Genomic DNA, 17,522 nt, shown 5'->3' with positions numbered 1-17,522 from the left:
ATGGTGGAACATATCCGGCAGACCATGGGCTATCGGATGGCGTTCATCATTTCATCGTTGCCGCTCTGCCCCCGATGCCCCGAGAATTGGGAGGTACCCGAAACTCGGTCCACCAGACCCGCCCTTCGGCGTACCCAGGCACCCACCTGCCCACGGGTCAGGAAGGAGGATCGTGATCAACGGTATCGGCCGAGGTCAGCATCCCCTCTCCCGGAGTTCGGTACCCAGACGGGTGCTGGACCTGGAGACCTGGGCCGCCTCGGGGATCCCGTTGCTGCGCGACCCCCGCGAGTTCGTCCTGGAACTGCACCAGCGCCACCTGCCCCAGCCGGGCACGGTCGTGGTCGGCATCCTGGACGCGCTCCACCGCCTCGCCGCCTCGGCCTCCTTCAGCCCCTGGTCGCACGACACCGACGGCTGGCAGCACCGGAACGCCCTGCTGGCGCACCTGCGCCGGATCGTCCCGCACGACCTGCGCCTGCCCGAGCCGACCCGCACGGCCGTACTGCTGCGCTGCCGCGACGGCGCGCCCGGCTGGACGGAGCAGGACGGCGCCTGGATGTGGGCGCTGAGGGACGCGGCCGTACTGCACGGGCTGCGCTGCGGCGCGTACATCGGGCTCACCCCGGCGGGCTGGCAGGTCCTCGGGGACGGGCGGAGCGGACGCAATCCGCACGCGGGCTCGTGGGCGGACGGGCCCGTGCACACCGTGACCGAACTGCCGCCGCGCTCGGCGCTCGACGCCCCGCGCGGTCAGCGCGCCCACCGACCACCGGTGGAGCAGGGCGAGCACGGCCCGGACGCGCAGCGCTCCCCACAGTCCGAGCCCCCGTGGATGCCGGCGCGGGTCGCGGCGGCCGAGCCCACCCGCCGTACCGGCACCCGCTGAGGCTGGCCCAAGCCGCCGAGGCCCCCGAGGCCACCGGACCCACCGAATCCACTGAGCCGACCGAACCCCACCGAGCCGGCTGAGACGGCCACCGGCCACCGGCCACCGCTCACGCAGGTCCGGCGGTGCCGTGTCACCCGGCGCAGGACGGGCTCGGCGCGGAAACCGCCCGTCGCCGGACGGAGTTCGGGCCCGGCACCGTACGGCACCGGGCCCGGAGCGGGACGGCTTTGGTCAGGCGTTGACGGGGCGGCCGGCCGCGGGCGCGGCGGCGGCCGTTCCCACGGTCGCCGGGCCGGCCTCGCCGCAGACCACCAGCAGGGCGGTCGCGCGGCCGAGCGCCTCGGTGTACGCCTCGGCGGCCCGGGCGGGCGTTCCGCCGTTGACCACCAGGACGACCACCTCGCGGCGGACCGGACGGGCCAGCGCGGCGTCGGCGTAGAACACGTCCCCGCCGTCGGCGAGCTGCGCCCAGTAGCGCTCCTCGCCGAAGGACAGCTCGTGCTGCTGCCAGGGGTGCGCCTCGCCGACCGTCAGCACCAGGATGGTGCCCGGGTCGCGGCCGGCGTCCAGCAGCAGGTCGATCGCGTCGTCGGCGTGCTCCACCGCCCGGGCCGGGGTGGCGGCGATCCGCTGGACCTCCACCTGCGGCGTGGCGGGGGCAGGGCGGCGCGGCCCCTGACCCGGCTTGGGGATCGGCAGCGGCGGACCGGGCCGGGCGGCGCGCGGCGGGGCCGGGCGCGGGGGCGCCGGGCGGGGGCCTGGCACCGTGGCCGGAGCGGCGACGGTGGTGGGGGCGGTGGCGGGCGCGCCGCCGGTGGCAGGCGCGTTGAGGGCTTGTGCGTCCGACTCGCGGGGGAAGGGAACGCCGGGGCCCGGGAGGCTCTCGTGAATCTCCGGCTCCTCGGGGAAGACAGGCATACCCGGATATCTATCAAATGCCGGTCGAACGCGCACGGGCGCCCCACCCATTGGGCACCGAACACCCACGGCCCCCACCCGGGGCAATTCCAGACGGACCGTCAGAAACCGAGCGTCAACTGTTCGTCGGCGGATCCCCGACTCCCGCCCACTTCCTCCCGAACGCGCTTGAGATGACGCCACTTCGGCAGTCCGTCCATGAATGCCCAGGAGACCCGGTGCTGCTCGGTGGGGCCGAGTTCCTCCAGCGCGGCGCGGTGCACCGGGGACGGGTAGCCGGCGTTCTCGGCGAAGCCGTACTGCGGGTACCCCTCGCCCAGTTCGGCCATCAGGCCGTCGCGGTGGACCTTGGCGAGCACCGAGGCGGCGGAGACGCAGATGCAGGACTGGTCACCCTTGATGACCGTGCGCACCCGCCAGGGGCCGCCGAGGTAGTCGTGCTTGCCGTCCAGGATCACCGCGTCGGGTTCGACCGGCAGCGCCTCCAGGGCGCGGACGGCGGCCAGCCGCAGCGCCGCCGTCATGCCGAGCTCGTCGCACTCCTGCGCCGAGGCCTGCCCGAGGGCGTACGCGGTGACCCAGTCGGCGAGGACAGGGGCGAGCGCGCGACGGCGCAGTTCGGTGAGCAGCTTGGAGTCGGTCAGCCCCTCCGGCGCCTTGCGCAGGCCGGTGACGGCCGCACCGACGGTGACCGGTCCGGCCCAGGCACCGCGCCCGACCTCGTCCAGCCCGACGACGATCCTGGCGCCGGCCCGGCGGAGCGAGCGTTCGACGGAGTGGGTCGGCGGGACGATGGGCATGGCGGATTCCGTTCAACTGGGGCAGCCTCCAGCCTAAGCCCGCCCCGGGTCCGCTTGATCCGCCGCCTTCGCCGTGGAAAGCCCTGACGGCCGGTCCCGCGTGGGCCCTCAGGCACGGATCATCGGCTGCAGCACCTCGTCCACCAGCCGGGTGGCGAAGTCCGGCCCCAGGTCCTGGAACCCGCGGATCTTGGCCTGGTAGAGCAGCATCGCCGGGATGACGTCGGCCACGAGCGGGGTGGCCGCGCCGGGCCGCACGTCCCCGCGCGCGGCACCACGGCGGAGGATCTCCAGGATGGTCTCCGTGGTCGGCTCGATGACGCGGTCGTTGATGAAGCCCTTGAAGACCTCCGCCCGCTCCTGGTCGATCTCGGCCATCAGCGCGTGGAGGGCTGCACCCACGCGGGAGCCCACCGCGGCCGTGAACCCCCCGATGAGCTGCAGGAGTTCATCACGGGCCGACCCGAGGTCGGGGGTGTCGTAAGGGCGTGGAAGAGTGGCGTCCAGGGCGTCGATGACGAGTTCGTCCTTTGAGGCCCAACGCCGGTAGAGCGCGGCCTTCCCGGTCCGCGCCGCGCCGGCGACCCCTTCCATGGTCAGCCGCGCGTAGCCGCCGGAGGTGAGCTGGTCGAGCGCGGCCTCGAAGATCGCGTTCTCCAACTCCTTCCCCCGCCGCCTCCCCGGCCGCGCGAGGGCCTGACGGGCGACCCGCACCGGGCAGTGGGCCGCTTCCGTACCCGGCCCCGGAACCACCGGACCCGGCCCACCAACCGTGACGCCCGAGACACCCGAGGTGCCCGAGGTGCCCGAAGCACCCGCGGCGCCCGAACCACCCGCGGCGCCCGGCGGCTCCGCCGACAAGGACGCCCCGCCCGCCGACGTGCCCGGCGCCCCGCCCGGCGACCGCCCCGACGGCCGACCGGACCGGTCCGCCACCAGGCGCCGCACCAACCGTTCCATCGCCACCCATCCTTAAGGAACGCTTGCGTTCACAATCGAGGCCAGGATATCGTCCAGATTAGTGAACGATCCCGTTCCTTCCCGGTCTGCGCAAGAGCGCAGTGCCACACCCGGGCACCGGCGGTCCGCCGGGTCCACAGCACCGAGCACATAGCCAGCAGGGGGCACATTCGTGGCTATCTCCGACACGCTCAGCAAGAACTCACCACCGCAGGCCGCGAAGGGGCAGGGCAAGGGCATCACCCTGGCCGTCATCGCAGCCACCCAGCTCATGGTGGTGCTCGACGCGACCATCGTGAACATCGCGCTGCCGCACATCAAGGACGCCCTGAACTTCTCGACCACCGACCTGTCATGGGTCATCAACGCCTACACGCTGACCTTCGGCGGGCTGCTGCTGCTCGGCGGTCGCGCGGGTGACATCCTCGGCCGGCGGCGGGTGTTCATCTTCGGCACCCTGCTGTTCGGGCTTGCCTCGCTGCTCGGCGGTTTCGCGCAGGACAGCAGCCTGCTGCTGGCCGCCCGCGCGCTCCAGGGCATCGGTGGCGCGATCTGTTCACCGACGGCCTTCGCGCTGATCGCCACCAACTTCGAGGAAGGGCCGGCGCGCAACAAGGCGTTCGGCGTGTTCTCGGCGGTGGCCGGCTCGGGCGCCGCGATCGGCCTGCTGGCGGGCGGTCTGCTCACCGAGTACCTGAACTGGCGCTGGGTGTTCTTCGTCAACGTGCCGATCGCCGTGCTGATCGCGATCGCCGCGCCGCGCTACATCGCCGAGTCCGAGCGTCACCCGGGCCGCTTCGACCTGCCCGGCGCGTTCACCTCGACGCTCGGCCTGGTCGGCCTGGTCTACGGCTTCATCCGGGCCGCCTCGGACGGCTGGTCCGACAGCCTCACGCTCGGCTCCTTCGCGGCCGGCGCGATCCTGCTGGCCGCCTTCCTCGTGGTGGAGAGCCGCACCGACCAGCCGATCACCCCGATGCACCTGTTCGCGGACCGCAACCGCACCGGCGGCCTGGTGATGATGCTCTGCCTGGCTGCGGCCATGTTCGGCATCTTCTTCTACGTGGTGCTGTTCGTGCAGGGCCCCCTCGGCTACAGCCCGCTGATGGCCGGCGTGTCCTTCCTGCCGATCAGCGTCTCGATCATCATCGCCGCACAGCTCGCGTCCACCCTCCAGGCCAAGTACGGCCCGAAGCCGTTCATGGCCGGCGGCGCACTGCTGGTGACCATCGGCCTCAGCTGGCTGACCCAGATGGGCAAGGACAGCGGCTACGTGGACGGGGTGCTCGGCCCCACGGTGGTGTTCGGTCTCGGGATGGGCATGATCTTCGTCCCGGTGATGCTGCTCTCCGTCGCGGGGGTCCCGGGCGAGGAGACCGGCGCCGCCTCCGGCCTGCTCAACTCGATGCAGCAGATCGGCGGTTCGCTCGGCCTGTCGATCCTGACCACGGTCTTCGCCCACTACGCCACGGCCGAGGCCACCGTGCAGCTGCCGAAGTTCATGCAGAGCGCGAACCCTGACCAGCTGGCCTACCTCCAGCAGCACCACGAGTTCCCGCCGGGCACGGACGCCGCCAACACCGTGCTCACCCAAGGCATTTCGCACGGCTTCATCGTGGGTGCCGCACTCGCGGCGGTCGCCCTGGTGGTCGCGGTCTTCGCGATCAAGGCCAAGGCCGGCGACCTGCCGAGCGGCGATTCCGCCGCCGTCGCGATGCACTGACAGCGCGGCAACGCCCAGGGCCGGCCGGGAGCAGCACGCTCCCGGCCGGCCCTGTCGCTGTCCGGAGCCCCTGTCGCCGCCCGAAGGTCCTGCCCAGGCACTTTCCGCTCCAACCAGCCCCGGCCCGCCCCAACCAGCCCCAGCCAGCCCCGGCCCGCCCCAACCAGCCCCGACCCGCCCCGGACGGCCCGCCAGGCCTAGTACGGCGACCCCGCCCGGTCGCAGAGGCTGCGGCCGATCATCGGCGTGTCCGCCGGCACCGGCCGCTCCGCCAGGATCTGCCGGGCCCTGGCGGCCGCGAGGTCGGTCGCGTACCAGGGCTTCCCGTCCCGCACGGCCAGCTGGATCAGCTGCAGCGAACAGCTCCGCTGCGGCTCGGGGAGCCGGTCCAGGGCGGGCACCGCGTCCGCCGAGAGCGTGCGGACGTTGCGCAGGTCGATGGTCGCGGTCAGGGGGTCGGTGCGCAGGGCCCGCTCGTAGCGGGACACGTTCTGGTTCGCGACGATCGCGTCCGGGCCCATCAGGCCGTAGACCGCCACGGTGAGCATCCCGCTGAGGACGACGACGCGCGGCAGCCAGGCGGCGCGGCGGGTCAGTCCGGAGGCGATCAGCAGCAGGAAGACGACGCCCAGCCAGATCTCGACCACGAGCACCCAGAGCCGTGCCCGGGTGAGCCCGGAGGCGTCCACGTAGAACCACATCCGGCCGAGCGCCGAGGCGACCACGGCCAGCGCCAGTACGCAGAGCATCCCGAGCAGGACCTTCGCGACCCGGCGGTCGGCGGCGGTGGTGCGCGGCGCCCAGCGCTTGGCGAACGTCACCACGACCAGGGTCAGCACGGTGATCACGCTCAGCTGCCAGAAGCCCTGCCGGGCGTACGCGGAGCGGCTCATCCCGGTGTTGCTCAGCACGGCGTCCGCGCCGCCGAGCACCACCACGGCCTGGATCACCGCGAAGACGCCGAACAGCAGGTTGAGCGCGACCAGCGGCAGCATCCATTCCGTCCGTCGCCGTTCCCGGCCGGGCCGGACCTCGGTCCGGTCCCAGCGGCGCGGGCCGGCCGCGATGTGCGCGAAGCCCAGCACGGTCAGCGTCCCGAGCACGAACAGCATCCCGCGCCCCGGGAGTTGGTCGAGGTCGAGGTCCGGGCTGAGGCCGCTCAGCAGGTCCGCCATGGCGGCGTCGGCGCTGGCGAACAGCAGGCCGAAGACGGTCAGCAGGGCGGCGGCGACCGCGAGCGCCTTGAGCACCGGGACGATCCGGTCGCGACCGCGCAGCGAGCGCCCCTCCATGCTGATCCAGGCCCACCGCACGGCGGGCACCGACTGCCAGAGGAAACCGGGCATGGCGAGCAGGACGCCCGTCCAACGGCGGCCACCGTGCACGGCCAGTGAGGCCAGGGCGAGGGCGCACCCGGCCGCCAGCAGGGTGGGCAAGGGGGCGCTCCACACGGCCGGGACGGCGAGCAGGGCGAGGGCGAGCAGACTCCAGGCGGCCGTCCAGGGCCGGATCCGACGGCCCGCCACCCGGGCGGCGAACCCGGCCCCGACGGCGGTCACGACCCCGCAGATCAGCAGGTTGGCGCCCAGACCGTCGTAGAGCAGCCAGGCCGTCAGCAGGCCGGTGAGCAGGGAGGCCAGGACGACCCGGGGCGTGGCCCCCGCCCGCCGCTCGGGGTCGCTGGTACGCAGCCGACTCGCTCGCTTCGACGCGGGCGCGGCGGCGGCAGCGGGCGCACGCCAGGGACCGGTCTCGCCGTACAGGTCCCAGGGGCTGTACGGCCGGCTCGGATCCTGCGACCCCGACCACGCCCCCGGCCCGGGCACCGGACCAGGCCCCGGCATCGGCCCCGCCCCCGGCACCGCCCCCGGAGCGGGTGGCGGATCGGCCGAGGCAGGCGTGGACAGACCGGACATGAGTCCCCCTCAGAGGTCGACGGGCATGCGGAAGCCACCCTCGGGGCAGTCCGCCGGGCAGCTCGGCGCCGCCGTCGTTGCCGACTGTAGACCATTCTGAACGGGTTCAAAAGTTGGTTCTGAACGCGTTCAGAACACCCGGCCCGCCATCCGTTCCTCCGGAGCCTCCGTCCGCTACCCCTTCACCGACCCGGCCAGCAGCCCCCGGACGAAGTACCGCTGCAGGCTGAAGAAGACGATCAGCGGCACGATGATCGACAGGAACGCCCCGGCCGTCAGCAGCTCCCAGCGGCCGCCGAGGGAGCCCGACAGCTGCGCCAGCCGCACCGTCATCGGCGCCACCTCCGGTGTGCCGCCCGCGAAGGTCAGTGCGACCAGCAGGTCGTTCCAGACCCACAGGAACTGGAAGATCGCGAACGAGGCGAGCGCCGGGGCGCTCAGCGGCAGCACGATCGAGCGGAAGATCTTGAAGTGCGAGGCGCCGTCCACCACGGCCGCCTCCATCAGGTCGCGCGGCAGCTGGGCGATGAAGTTGTGCAGCAGGAACACCGCGAGCGGCATCGCGAACATCGTGTGCGCCAGCCACACCGGCGCGTAGCTGCCCTTCAGGTCCACCGCCGGAATCAGCGTCAGCGCGCCCAGGTGCGCACCGCTGGAGAACAGTCGCAGCAGTGGGATCAGCGCCATCTGGAGCGGCACCACCTGCAGCGCGAAGACGGTGAAGAACACCGCGTCGCTCCCCCGGAACCGCACCCAGGCCAGCGCGTATGCCGCCATCGCCGCGAGCACCAACGGGAAGACGGTCGCCGGCACGCTGATCGCCAGCGAGTTCACCAGGAACGGCATCAGCCCGGTGGAGGCGCCGGAGCCGCCCTCGAACAGCACCGAGTGGTAGTTGCCGAGGCCGAAGTCAGGGTGGAGCAGCGCGCTCCACCAGCCGCTGGTGGTCACGTCCTGCTTGGGCCGCAGCGAGGTCACCAGCAGGCCCAGTGTCGGGATCGTCCAGAGCACCGTCATCGCGATCACGAACACCGAGGCCAGCGGGCTGCTGAAGGCCTTGCGGACCGGACCGCCGCGGCCGCCGACCGCCCGCGGGGCCGCCTTCGGAGCGGACGCCTCCGGGCCGGACGACGCGGGGCCGGACGCCTTCGAGTCGGAGGGCTCAGGGCCGGACGACGTCGGGTCGGAGGGCTCGGCGCCGGACGACGTCGGGTCGGAGGGCTCAGGGCCGGAGGACTTCCGCAGCGAGGTCACCGCACCTCACGCTCCTTCCGCAGTTGGACGATGTTGTAGGCCACCAGCGGCAGCACCGCGAGGAAGAGGATCACCGCGAGGGCGCTGCCCCGCCCGGAGTTGAACTGCACGAAGGACTGCGAGTACATCTCGTTGGCCAGCACCTGGGTGCCGAAGTTTCCGCCCGTCATGGTGCGGACGATGTCGAAGGCCTTCAGCGTGATGATCATGACGGTGGTCAGCACCACCATCACCGTGGTGCGGATCATCGGCACGGTGACGTACCAGAACAGCCGCACCCCGCTCGCGCCGTCCAGCCGGGCCGCCTCCACCACCTCGTCCGGGATCGCCTTGATGGCCGCCGACAGCACCACCATCGCGAAGCCGGTCTGCACCCAGACCATCACCGCCATCAGCAGGAAGGTGTTCAGCGGCTGCGAGAGCATCCAGTTCGGCGGGTCGTCCCAGCCCACCGCGACGGCGAGCCGGCTGAGCAGTCCGATCTGCGGCTGCTCGGGCCCGCGCGACTCGTAGACGAACTTGAAGATGATCGACGCGCCGACCAGCGAGATCGCCATCGGCATGAAGATCAGCGACTTGTAGAGCGACTGCCCGCGCATCCGGTCCACCAGCAGCGCCAGCACCAGCCCCAGCCCGGTCGCCACCAGCGGTGCGACCACCAGCCACAACAGGGTGTTGACCAGCACCTCTTGGACCGATTCGGTGGTCAGGGCCCAGCCGAAGTTCCCGCCGCCGACGAACCGGGTGCCGTCGTCGTTCTGCAGGCTCAGGTAGACCGTGCGGATCAACGGCACCACCAGGCCCACCGCCAGCAGCAGCACCGCCGGGCCGAGGAACACCGCGACGGCCAACGGACGGGCCAACCGGCCGCGGGCCCGCCCGGCGACCAGGAAGACCACCAGCAGGATGCCGAGGAATCCCGCCACGGCGCCGAAGGTGTTGCCGAACTTGACCGCCGCGTCGCCCCAGGAGCCGACCGCCAGTCTCTCGGTGGCCAGCACGGTGGCGGGTGACGGGGATCCGGGTACGGACATGGCTGCGCATCCCTTCGGGTGTGGTGGGAAGGGGGCGGGCGGTGCGGGTGGGTGGCCCCGCACCGCCCTCGACAGGTGGTCCTCTGGTGCGCCTGCTCCGGCCCCACCACGACACGGCGTGGGAGCGGAACGCCGGCCCCACCACGACGCGGCGTGGGAGCGGGGCGTCGGCCCGGTCGCGACGCAGCGGCGCCGGAACGGGCCCGCGGCCCGGTTACTGCGGCCAGGCGGCGTCGATGTCGGCGGCGGTCTTCTGGATCGACTGCCCCTCGGCGAACCAGGCGGTCAGCGACTTCCACTCCTGCCCGGCGCCGACCGCGGCCGGCATCAGGTCGGAGCCGTCGAAGCGGAAGGTGGCCCCGGGGTCGGTCAGCGCCTCGGCCGACAGCTTGTCGATCGGGTCGGTGTACAGGGTCTTGTCCACGCCCTGGTTGGCCGAGACCCAGCCGCTCGCGGTCCGCACCCGGCTGCTCGCCCAGTCCGAGCTGGACAGGTAGTTCTGCACCGCCTGCACCTCGGGCCGGCTCGCGAAGGCGGCCAGGAACTCGCCGCCGCCCTCGACCGGGTTGGCGACGGACGGGTTCACCGCGGGCAGGTGGAAGGCGAAGACGTCCCCGTCCGGGCCGACCTTGGTGCCCTTGGGCCACTGCGCCTCGTAGAACGAGGCCTGCTGCAGCATCATGCACTTGCCGCTCAGCACCGGCGTGCCCGCGTCCTGGAAGGTCGTGGTGGCGATCGACTTCACGTCGCCGAAGCCCGCGTTGGCCCAGGCCGGGTTCTGCATCCAGTCGGCGACCGTCTTCATCGCCGTGGTGATCTTCTCGTCGGAGAACTTCACCTGGTGGCCGACCCACTGGTCGTACACCTCACCGCCGTAGCTGCCCAGCACCACCTCCTCCAGCCAGTCGGTGGCCGGCCAGCCGGTGGCCGTACCGGAGGCGATGCCGCCGCACCACGGCTTGGGGCCGCCCGCCTTGGCGATCCTGTCGCTGAGCGCCATCAGGTCCGCCCAGGTCTTGGGCGCCTCGTAGCCGGCTGCCTTGAAGGCCTTCGGCGAGTACCAGACCAGCGACTTCATGTTGGCACTCATCGGCGCCGCGTAGAAGGTGCCGTTGACCGAGCCGTAGGTCTTCCAGATCGGGCTCCACTTGTCCTGGTTGGCGACGGTCTGGGCGGGCGGCTTCACCACCTTGCCGCTCTTCACCATCTGCGCCAGCAGGCCCGGCTGCGGGATGATCGCGAAGTCCGGGGCGTTGCCGCCGGCCACCCGCACCGGGAGCTGCGACTCGAAGTCGTTCGACCCCTCGTAACTGATCTTGATCCCGGTGCACTTGCCGAACTCGGCCCAGGACTTCTCCAGGTTGTCCGACTCCGGGCTCAGGATGGAGGCGAACATCGTCACGGTCGTGCCCGAATGCCCTGCGTACGGCTGGTACTTGGCGCAGTCGCCGGACAGCGACTGGGCCGCGCCGCCTCCGCCGTCCCCCGAACCGCCGGAGCTGTTGGAGCAGGCCGCGGTCAGCGCCAGCGCCGCCACCAGGGCGGGTACGGCGGCCAAGCGCCGACGGTGACTCGATGGCGGCGCGGTCGGGTTGGGGGTCAATGCGGTCCTCCTCGCCAGGGCATTGCTGCCGACGGTGGCTGAACGACATTGCGCTGTACCGGAGATGGGCCTACAGGGATCGCGGGCGGACGGCGGCCGAACTGATCGAAGACGTTAACGCAGCAGCCGCCCGGCGCCAAGGTCCACGTTCGACCTTCACAAGGCGGTGTCCCGACCGTGACCCACGACCAGCCCTGATCCGGACCGCAGCCACCAGAAGTCGAAGGCCCCGCCCGGAAGGCCGGACGGGGCCGCACTGCATGACGATGCGTCAGAACAGCCGGATCGGCAGATCCAGCAGACTGTTCACCACCAGCGACGGGCTCGGCCGCAGCTCGGCGTCCGGCACCGCGAGCGACAGCTCCGGGAACCGCTCGAACAGCGCCGGAAGCGCGATCCCCGCCTCCAGCCGGGCCAGCGGCGAACCCGGGCAGACGTGCGGGCCGTGGCCGAAGGACAGGTGCCGGGTCGGGTCCCGGGTGACGTCGAACAGCTCCGCCGTCACCCCGTGCTGCAGCGGATCCCGGCCGATCGCGTTGTACGAGACCAGCACCGGCTCGCCGGCCGGGATCACCACGTCACCGACCGGGATGTCCGCGGCGGTGAAGCGGAACAGGAAGTTGCTGGTCGGCGGCGTCCAGCGGAGCGACTCCTCCACCACCGCGTCCCAGGACACCTGCCCCGAACGCACCAGCTCCAGCTGGTCCGGGTGCGCCAGCAGCGCCCGCACCGCGTTGCCGATCAGGTTCACCGTGGTCTCGTGGCCGGCCGCGATGATCACCCGCAGGGTGGCCGCCGCCTCCGCGTCGGTCAGCGCCCCGCCCTCGGTGTCGGCCGCCAGCAGCACGCTCGCCAGGTCCTCACCGGGGGCCGAACGACGCTGCGCCACCAGGTCGTTGACGAAGGCGTTCAGCCCGGCGATGGTCGCCTGGATGCCCGCGGGGTCCGGCTTGATACCGAAGAACCGCTCGTACAGGTCGCGCAGCACGCCGTGGTCCGACTCCGGCACGCCCAGCAGCGAGCAGATCACCGTCATCGGCAGCGGGAAGGCGAAGGCCGTCTTCAGGTCGACCTCCGGCTCCCCCGCCGCCAGGGCGTCCAGCAGCGCGCGGGTGATCTCCTCGACGCGCGGGCGCATCAGCTCCACCCGGCGCGGGGTGAAGGCCTGCGCGACCAGCGCCCGCAGCCGGCGGTGCTCGGCGCCGTCCGTGGTCACCATGCTCGGGCCGGGCACCGCCAGGCCGATCAGCGGCCAGGTCTTCGGCACCTCGCCGCGCTGGTAGGCGCCCCAGTGCGCGGCGTCCTTCACCAGCCGGGCATCCGTCAGCAGCTCACGCGCCGCCGCGTGCCGGGTCACCGCCCAGGCGGCCACGCCGCCGGGCAGCTCGACCGGCACCACCGGGCCGGTGGCCCGCAGCAGGGCGCCCTCGGCCGCGTTGTCACGGGCCAGCGGGTCGAGGACGATCGGGGCCTGGGCAGCGGTCATCGCAACTCTCTTTCGGACGACGGGTGTCGACGGGTGTCGGCAGGTGTCGGCAGGTGTCGAACCCCGTCGACGATCGGCGACGGTCAGCGGCAGCCGGCAACGATCGGCGGCAGCCGGGGACGGTCGGCGACGGTCGAAGGGGTTCGACGGATCAGGCCGGGTGGCCCGGGGTGAACGAGACCGGCAGCGCCACCAGCCCGCGCACCCAGGCCGACGGCCGCCACACCAGCGCGTGCTCGGCGACCGCCAGCCGGAGGTCCGGCAGCCGGTCCAGCAGCACCTCGATCGCGGTGGTCGCGATCACCTCGGCCGCCTCCTGGGCCGGGAACGGGCAGCCGTGCTCGCCGTAGGAGTAGCTCATGTGCGCCCGGTTGCCCTCGGCCGGACGGCCGTCGGCCTGCCGCACCGACGGGTCCGCGTTCGCCCCGGCGAAGCCCAGCAGCACCATGTCGCCCGCGCCGATCCGCTGACCGCCCAGCTGGGTGTCCCGGACCGCCCAGCGCCCGGCGAAGATCTGCGTCGGGGTGTCCTCCCAGAGCGCCTCGTTCAGCGCCTGGCTGATGCTGCGCCGACCGCCCGCCAGCGAGGCGGCGAACCGCTCGTCGGTCAGCATCAGCCGCAGCGCGTTGGAGATCCAGTACGAGGACGGCTGGTGGCCGGCGATCAGCAGCACCCGCAGATCGCGCATCACCTCGTCGTGGTTCAGACCGGCCTCGTGCGCCAGCATCCGCGAGGCGACGTCGGCGCCCGGGTGCTCGGCCTTCTCCTCGACCAGGGCGAGCATCAGCTCCAGCAGCCGCTGGGCGCCGGCCGGCGCGTCCGGCCCCCCGTCCAGCATCGCCAGCAGCGCCGCGATCAACTGCGGCGCCTGCTCCTCGTCCAGGCCGAGCACCCGGCACAGCACCAGCAGCGGCATCCGGTGCGCGTACTCCGCGACCAGGTCCGCCTCGCCGCGGCCGGCGAACTCGTCGATCAGCCGGTCGGCGATCTCCTCGGAGTGCTTGCGCAGTTCGTACGGGTCGATCCCGGCCAGCGCGTCGGTGACCGCGCGCGAACGCCGGACGTGCTCCTCGCCCTCGGCGTACAGGATCGAGGGGACGGGCGCCATCATCGGCTTCAGCGGCCAGTCGGCGGGCAGCGTCTCCCAGGCGTTCCAGCGGCTGGAGTCACGGCCGAACAGCTGCGGCTGACCGGTCACCAGCTGCAGCTCGCGGTAGCCGATGACCAGCCAGGCGGGTACGCCGCCGGCCAGCTCGACCGGAGCGACCGGGCCGTGTGCGGCCCGCAGCTCGCGGTAGAGCTGGGCCGGGTCGGTCTGGAAGCGCGGCCCGTACAGCGGCGTGGCGCCGGCGTGCGCCGGGCAGCCCGGCGGCGGGGTGGCGGCGGGCTCGGTCACGGGGTGCTCTCCTCGTACATCGCGGTGGGGGCCGCTGCCGGGGCGGCAGCCTCGTCGGAGCCGGTCGGGTCGGCTGCAAGGGCACCGTCGGCACGGGCCGGGTGGGCACCGCCGGTGCCGTCCGTACCATCCGGGTGGGCGGCGGCCGGGTGGGCACCGCCGACCTCGGCCAGGTAGGCCTCGTCGGCCCCGGCCAGGGCCGCCAGGTGGTGGACCAGTTCGATCAGCACCCGCTTGCCGGACTCGCGGTCACGCGCGTCGCAGTCCACCAGCGGCACCTCGGCCGGCAGGTCCAGCGCCTCGCGGACCTGCTCCAGGGTGTGGGTCGGCTCGCCGAAGTTGTTGCGGGCCACGATGAACGGGGTGCCGTGGTGCTCCAGCCGGTCGATCGCGTACCAGGAGTCCTCCAGCCGCCGGGTGTCCACCAGGACGACCGCACCCAGGGCGCCGCTGAACAGGCGGTCCCACAGGAACCAGAAGCGCTCCTGCCCGGGCGCGCCGAACAGGTACAGCACCTGGCGCTCGGAGAGGGTGATCCGGCCGAAGTCGAAGGCGACCGTGGTGGAGCGCTTGCCCCAGGAACCGGCCGGGTCGATGCCCTCCCCCGCCCGGGTCATCACCTCCTCGGTGTTCAGCGGGCGGATCTCGCTGACCGAGCCGACCAGGGTGGTCTTGCCCACGCCGAAGCCGCCGACCACGACGATCTTCAGTGCGTTGTCGGCGGTCGCCCGCAGCGGAGTGCGCGCGGCGGGCCGGACGTCAGAGCCGTTGGAGGCCATGCAGCACCTGCTTCAGCGTGTCGAGGTCGGGCAGCCGGGCCTTGTTGGGCGCGAACCGGGGGTGGCGGGCGGTGACCGCCCCGGACTCCAGCAGGTCGCCGAGCAGGATCTTCACCACCGAGATGGGCAGCGCCAGCTCCGCCGCCACCTCCACGACGGCGGTCGGGGCCTCGCACATCCGCAGGATCCGGACGTGCTCCGACTGCATCCCGGGCGTCGGCTGCCGTTCGGCGACGATCAGGGTGACCAGGTCGAAGGCGTTCTCCGGGGCGCGGCTGCGGCCCTTGGTGATGGTGTAGAGGCGGTCCGGGTCGTCGTCACGGCCCGGCAGCACCGACCCGTCGGTCATATCCCCGCGCCCTCCGGTGTGGTGGCGCCCCCGTCCGTCGCCCCGTCCTCCGTGCTGCGGGCCGGGGCACTGAGGTGGACGCCGATCTGCTCGACCAGGCCGTGCATGTTGTGGCCGACCACGCCGACGTCCGCCTCGTCGTCCGTGACCACCGCGAGGTGCGCGCCCTCACCGGCCGCCACGATGCACAGGATGCCGCCGTGGAACTCGGTCATCGACTGCCGGACGCCGCCGCTGCCGTCGCCGAACTCGATCGAGGCGCCGTGCGCCAGGCTCTGCAGACCGGACGCGATCGCGGCCAGCTGGTCGGCCTGGTCGGTGCTCAGCCCGGCGGTGTGACAGAGCTTGAGGCCGTCGGCGGAGAGAACCAGGGCGTGCCGGGTGCCGGGGGTTGCCGCCAGCAGGTTTTCCAACAGCCAGTCGAGGTCGCGGTCGGGGGCGCTGCTCATCAGGTGTCCTTCTCGGTGACGGGGGAAGCGTCGGGCGTGGTGTCGGTGTCCGTGGTCGGCGTCGAGGTGGAGTGCTGCTCGCCCTCCACCGGACGGGCGGCGGCCCGGCGGAACGCGCCGAACCGGGCGGCCGCGCTCGCCGCGTCGGTGCGGACGGGCTTCGCGGCCCGGTCCGCCGCCGGAGCGGTGGCCAGCGTCTGCCCGCGTCGACGCTGCGGCAGGCCGCTGTCGGTCACCCGGGCGGGCGCGGGCGGCAGCGGGGCAGCAGTGACGGGTGCGGGCGCGGCCGGGGCCGGGCTGGTGCGCGCGGCCGGGACGGTGAGCGCGGTCGGTGCGGCGGGCGCCGGCGGCAGGGGGGCGGGGGCCGGGCGCGCGGGGGCCGGGCGCGCGGGGGTGAGTGCCGGGCGCGCGGACTCCGCGACCGGGGCCTTCGTCGGGACGGCCGTCGGGACGGCCGCCGGAGCGGGGTGCGAGATCAGCTGCTGCGGGATCAGCATCACCACTCCCGTACCGCCGCGCGCCGACGGCCGGAAGGAGATCTGCAACCCGTGCTTGCGCGCCAGCACGCCGACCACCGCGAGGCCCAGCCGGGTACCGGCGGAGAGCGTGGTCAGGTCCAGCGGCTCGGCGGAGACGGCCCGTTCGGCCCGGCGCAGCCAGCTGTCGCCCAGGCCGAGCCCACTGTCCTCGACGGTGACCACCAGCCCGGCCGGCACCTCCTCGACGTAGACGTGCACCTCGGCCGGCGGGGCGGAGAAGTTGGTGGCGTTGTCCAGCAGCTCGGCCAGCGCGTGCATGACACCCTCGGCGGCGTACCCGGCGACCGCGGCGGTGCTGGCGTTGTGCAGCCGCACCCGCTGGTAGGCAACGATCCGGCCCAGCGCACCGCGCAGCACCGACTCGACCGCGATCGGCTTGGCCCAGCGGCGGCCCGAGCGGGCCCCGGTGAGCACCGCGATGCTGTCGGCCATCCGGCCCGCCTGGGCGGTCGAGTGGTCCAGGCTCAGCAGATCGCCGAGCACCTCCTCGTCGTGCCGGTGCTGCATCTCGCGCAGCTCGGCGTGCATGCTCGTGGCCAGTGCCTGGACCCGCCCGGCGGCGGTCGCGCAGACCGCGAGCGCCGCGGCCCGCAGTCGCTCGCCCCGGCCGATCTCCTCACCGACGGCGCGCAGCAGCGCGTACTGCGGGTGCTTGCGGTGGGCGGCCAGCGCGCTGTCCACGGCCGCGCCGCCGCGCAGCTTCTTCACCACCTCGGGCAGGACGCCCTCGGCGATCAGGTCCAGCTCGGCGCGCTCGGCCTCGGCCCGCGCCCGCTCCGCTTCCAGGCCGGCCCGCTCGGCGTCCAGCTCGGCCCGTACCCGGGTCAGCTCGGCATCCAGCTCGGCTCGTACCCGGGTCAGCTCGGCGTGCGCGGCGGAGACGTCCGCCTCCGCCCGGGCCTGCTCGGCGCGAGCGGCGTCCCGCTCGGCCTCCGCGGCCGCGGTGCGACCCTTGGCCGCCGCCTCGGCCTGCCGGGCCGCGCCGGCCACGACCAACGCCGTCATCGCCTCCTGGTGCTGCTCCTCCACGTCCTCGGCCAGCTTGCGGGAGCGTTCGGTCCCGATCGCGGCGAGGCCGACGGCGATCAGCCACAGGACGGTGACGGCGGCCACCGCGAGGGCAGTGAGCGGCTGGTGCGCGCCCAGGGCCCGGCTGACGCCGACCGGTGCGGCGACCAGCGCCAGCAGGACGGCGGCCGCCGTCAGGGCGACGGTGCGCGGTGCGGGCCGTCGGCGCGGCCGGCCGTCGGGGCTGATGGCTTCTCTCATCGGTGCGGTCCTCGGCAACGTCGGCGGGCGGCGGCACGGCGGCGGATCGGCGACGGTCGCGACCGCCGACAGCTGGTGGGGCGCATACCAGACCGCCCGGCGACGTCGCGAAACGTCTCCGGGCGGCTGATCGGTTCACGCTATCGGCCGATCAT

Annotated in this window: 15 protein-coding genes and 1 pseudogene; 3 read left to right on the top strand and 13 right to left on the bottom strand. The window is 73.2% G+C overall.

Annotated features, from left to right (window positions below):
• The first annotated feature begins 184 nt into the window (after nucleotides 1–184).
• Nucleotides 185–889, top strand: a complete 705-nt coding sequence (locus ABTY56_RS15025; protein ID WP_502893121.1) for a hypothetical protein — start codon at nucleotides 185–187, stop codon at nucleotides 887–889.
• 234 nt (nucleotides 890–1,123) lie between these two features.
• Here the strand turns inward: ABTY56_RS15025 and ABTY56_RS15020 are convergent, their stop codons facing one another.
• The 3 genes from ABTY56_RS15020 to ABTY56_RS15010 form a co-directional block, all read right to left on the bottom strand.
• On the bottom strand, nucleotides 1,124–1,810 hold the full coding sequence (locus ABTY56_RS15020) for a hypothetical protein (protein ID WP_350629182.1): 687 nt from the start codon (nucleotides 1,808–1,810) through the stop codon (nucleotides 1,124–1,126).
• Nucleotides 1,811–1,911: 101 nt separating this feature from the next.
• Nucleotides 1,912–2,610 (bottom strand): ribonuclease HII, encoded by a 699-nt coding sequence (gene rnhB / locus ABTY56_RS15015; protein ID WP_350629181.1) that lies wholly within the window; start codon nucleotides 2,608–2,610, stop codon nucleotides 1,912–1,914.
• 108 nt (nucleotides 2,611–2,718) lie between these two features.
• On the bottom strand, nucleotides 2,719–3,270 hold the full coding sequence (locus ABTY56_RS15010) for a TetR/AcrR family transcriptional regulator (RefSeq protein WP_350629180.1): 552 nt from the start codon (nucleotides 3,268–3,270) through the stop codon (nucleotides 2,719–2,721).
• A gap of 142 nt (nucleotides 3,271–3,412) precedes the next feature.
• Between ABTY56_RS15010 and ABTY56_RS15005 the strand changes: the two genes are divergently transcribed.
• Nucleotides 3,413–3,586, top strand: a complete 174-nt coding sequence (locus tag ABTY56_RS15005) for a hypothetical protein (RefSeq protein WP_350629179.1) — start codon at nucleotides 3,413–3,415, stop codon at nucleotides 3,584–3,586.
• Between the two features lie 162 nt (nucleotides 3,587–3,748).
• Nucleotides 3,749–5,293, top strand: a complete 1,545-nt coding sequence (locus tag ABTY56_RS15000) for an MFS transporter (protein ID WP_350629230.1) — start codon at nucleotides 3,749–3,751, stop codon at nucleotides 5,291–5,293.
• A 197-nt stretch (nucleotides 5,294–5,490) separates the two neighbouring features.
• Here the strand turns inward: ABTY56_RS15000 and ABTY56_RS14995 are convergent, their stop codons facing one another.
• From ABTY56_RS14995 to ABTY56_RS14950, 10 genes and pseudogenes are all read right to left on the bottom strand, one after another.
• The gene (locus ABTY56_RS14995) at nucleotides 5,491–7,137 is read right to left on the bottom strand and encodes a DUF4153 domain-containing protein (RefSeq protein WP_350629178.1); all 1,647 of its coding nucleotides are present in this window, start codon (nucleotides 7,135–7,137) and stop codon (nucleotides 5,491–5,493) included.
• Nucleotides 7,138–7,383: 246 nt separating this feature from the next.
• Nucleotides 7,384–8,463, bottom strand: a complete 1,080-nt coding sequence (locus ABTY56_RS14990) for a carbohydrate ABC transporter permease (RefSeq protein WP_350629177.1) — start codon at nucleotides 8,461–8,463, stop codon at nucleotides 7,384–7,386.
• Complete coding sequence (locus tag ABTY56_RS14985) at nucleotides 8,460–9,497, bottom strand: carbohydrate ABC transporter permease (RefSeq protein WP_350629176.1); 1,038 nt, start codon at nucleotides 9,495–9,497, stop codon at nucleotides 8,460–8,462. The genes ABTY56_RS14990 and ABTY56_RS14985 overlap by 4 nt, the downstream gene beginning before the upstream one ends.
• A 214-nt stretch (nucleotides 9,498–9,711) precedes the next feature.
• A complete protein-coding gene (locus ABTY56_RS14980; RefSeq protein WP_350629175.1) occupies nucleotides 9,712–11,055 on the bottom strand; it encodes an ABC transporter substrate-binding protein in 1,344 nt (447 codons plus the stop codon).
• 316 nt (nucleotides 11,056–11,371) lie between these two features.
• Nucleotides 11,372–12,586, bottom strand: coding sequence for a cytochrome P450 family protein (locus ABTY56_RS14975; RefSeq protein ID WP_350629174.1), 1,215 nt, complete (start codon nucleotides 12,584–12,586; stop codon nucleotides 11,372–11,374).
• Between the two features lie 151 nt (nucleotides 12,587–12,737).
• A complete protein-coding gene (locus ABTY56_RS14970) occupies nucleotides 12,738–13,982 on the bottom strand; it encodes a cytochrome P450 (RefSeq protein WP_350629173.1) in 1,245 nt (414 codons plus the stop codon).
• A 185-nt stretch (nucleotides 13,983–14,167) separates the two neighbouring features.
• Nucleotides 14,168–14,761: pseudogene (locus ABTY56_RS14965) on the bottom strand (GTP-binding protein); the annotation flags it as partial.
• On the bottom strand, nucleotides 14,742–15,110 hold the full coding sequence (locus ABTY56_RS14960; RefSeq protein ID WP_350523365.1) for a DUF742 domain-containing protein: 369 nt from the start codon (nucleotides 15,108–15,110) through the stop codon (nucleotides 14,742–14,744). The pseudogene ABTY56_RS14965 and the gene ABTY56_RS14960, both read right to left, overlap by 20 nt.
• On the bottom strand, nucleotides 15,107–15,559 hold the full coding sequence (locus ABTY56_RS14955; protein ID WP_350629171.1) for a roadblock/LC7 domain-containing protein: 453 nt from the start codon (nucleotides 15,557–15,559) through the stop codon (nucleotides 15,107–15,109). The genes ABTY56_RS14960 and ABTY56_RS14955 overlap by 4 nt, the downstream gene beginning before the upstream one ends.
• On the bottom strand, nucleotides 15,559–17,367 hold the full coding sequence (locus ABTY56_RS14950) for a sensor histidine kinase (protein WP_350629170.1): 1,809 nt from the start codon (nucleotides 17,365–17,367) through the stop codon (nucleotides 15,559–15,561). Before ABTY56_RS14950 ends, ABTY56_RS14955 begins: the two co-directional genes overlap by 1 nt.
• Nucleotides 17,368–17,522: the final 155 nt, after the last annotated feature.

The organism is Kitasatospora sp. NPDC097691, assembly GCF_040302665.1.
Classification (GTDB): Bacteria; Actinomycetota; Actinomycetes; order Streptomycetales; family Streptomycetaceae; genus Kitasatospora.
The sequence above is the reverse complement of the archived record's forward strand: the minus strand, read 5'-3'. Positions and strand labels throughout refer to the sequence as shown.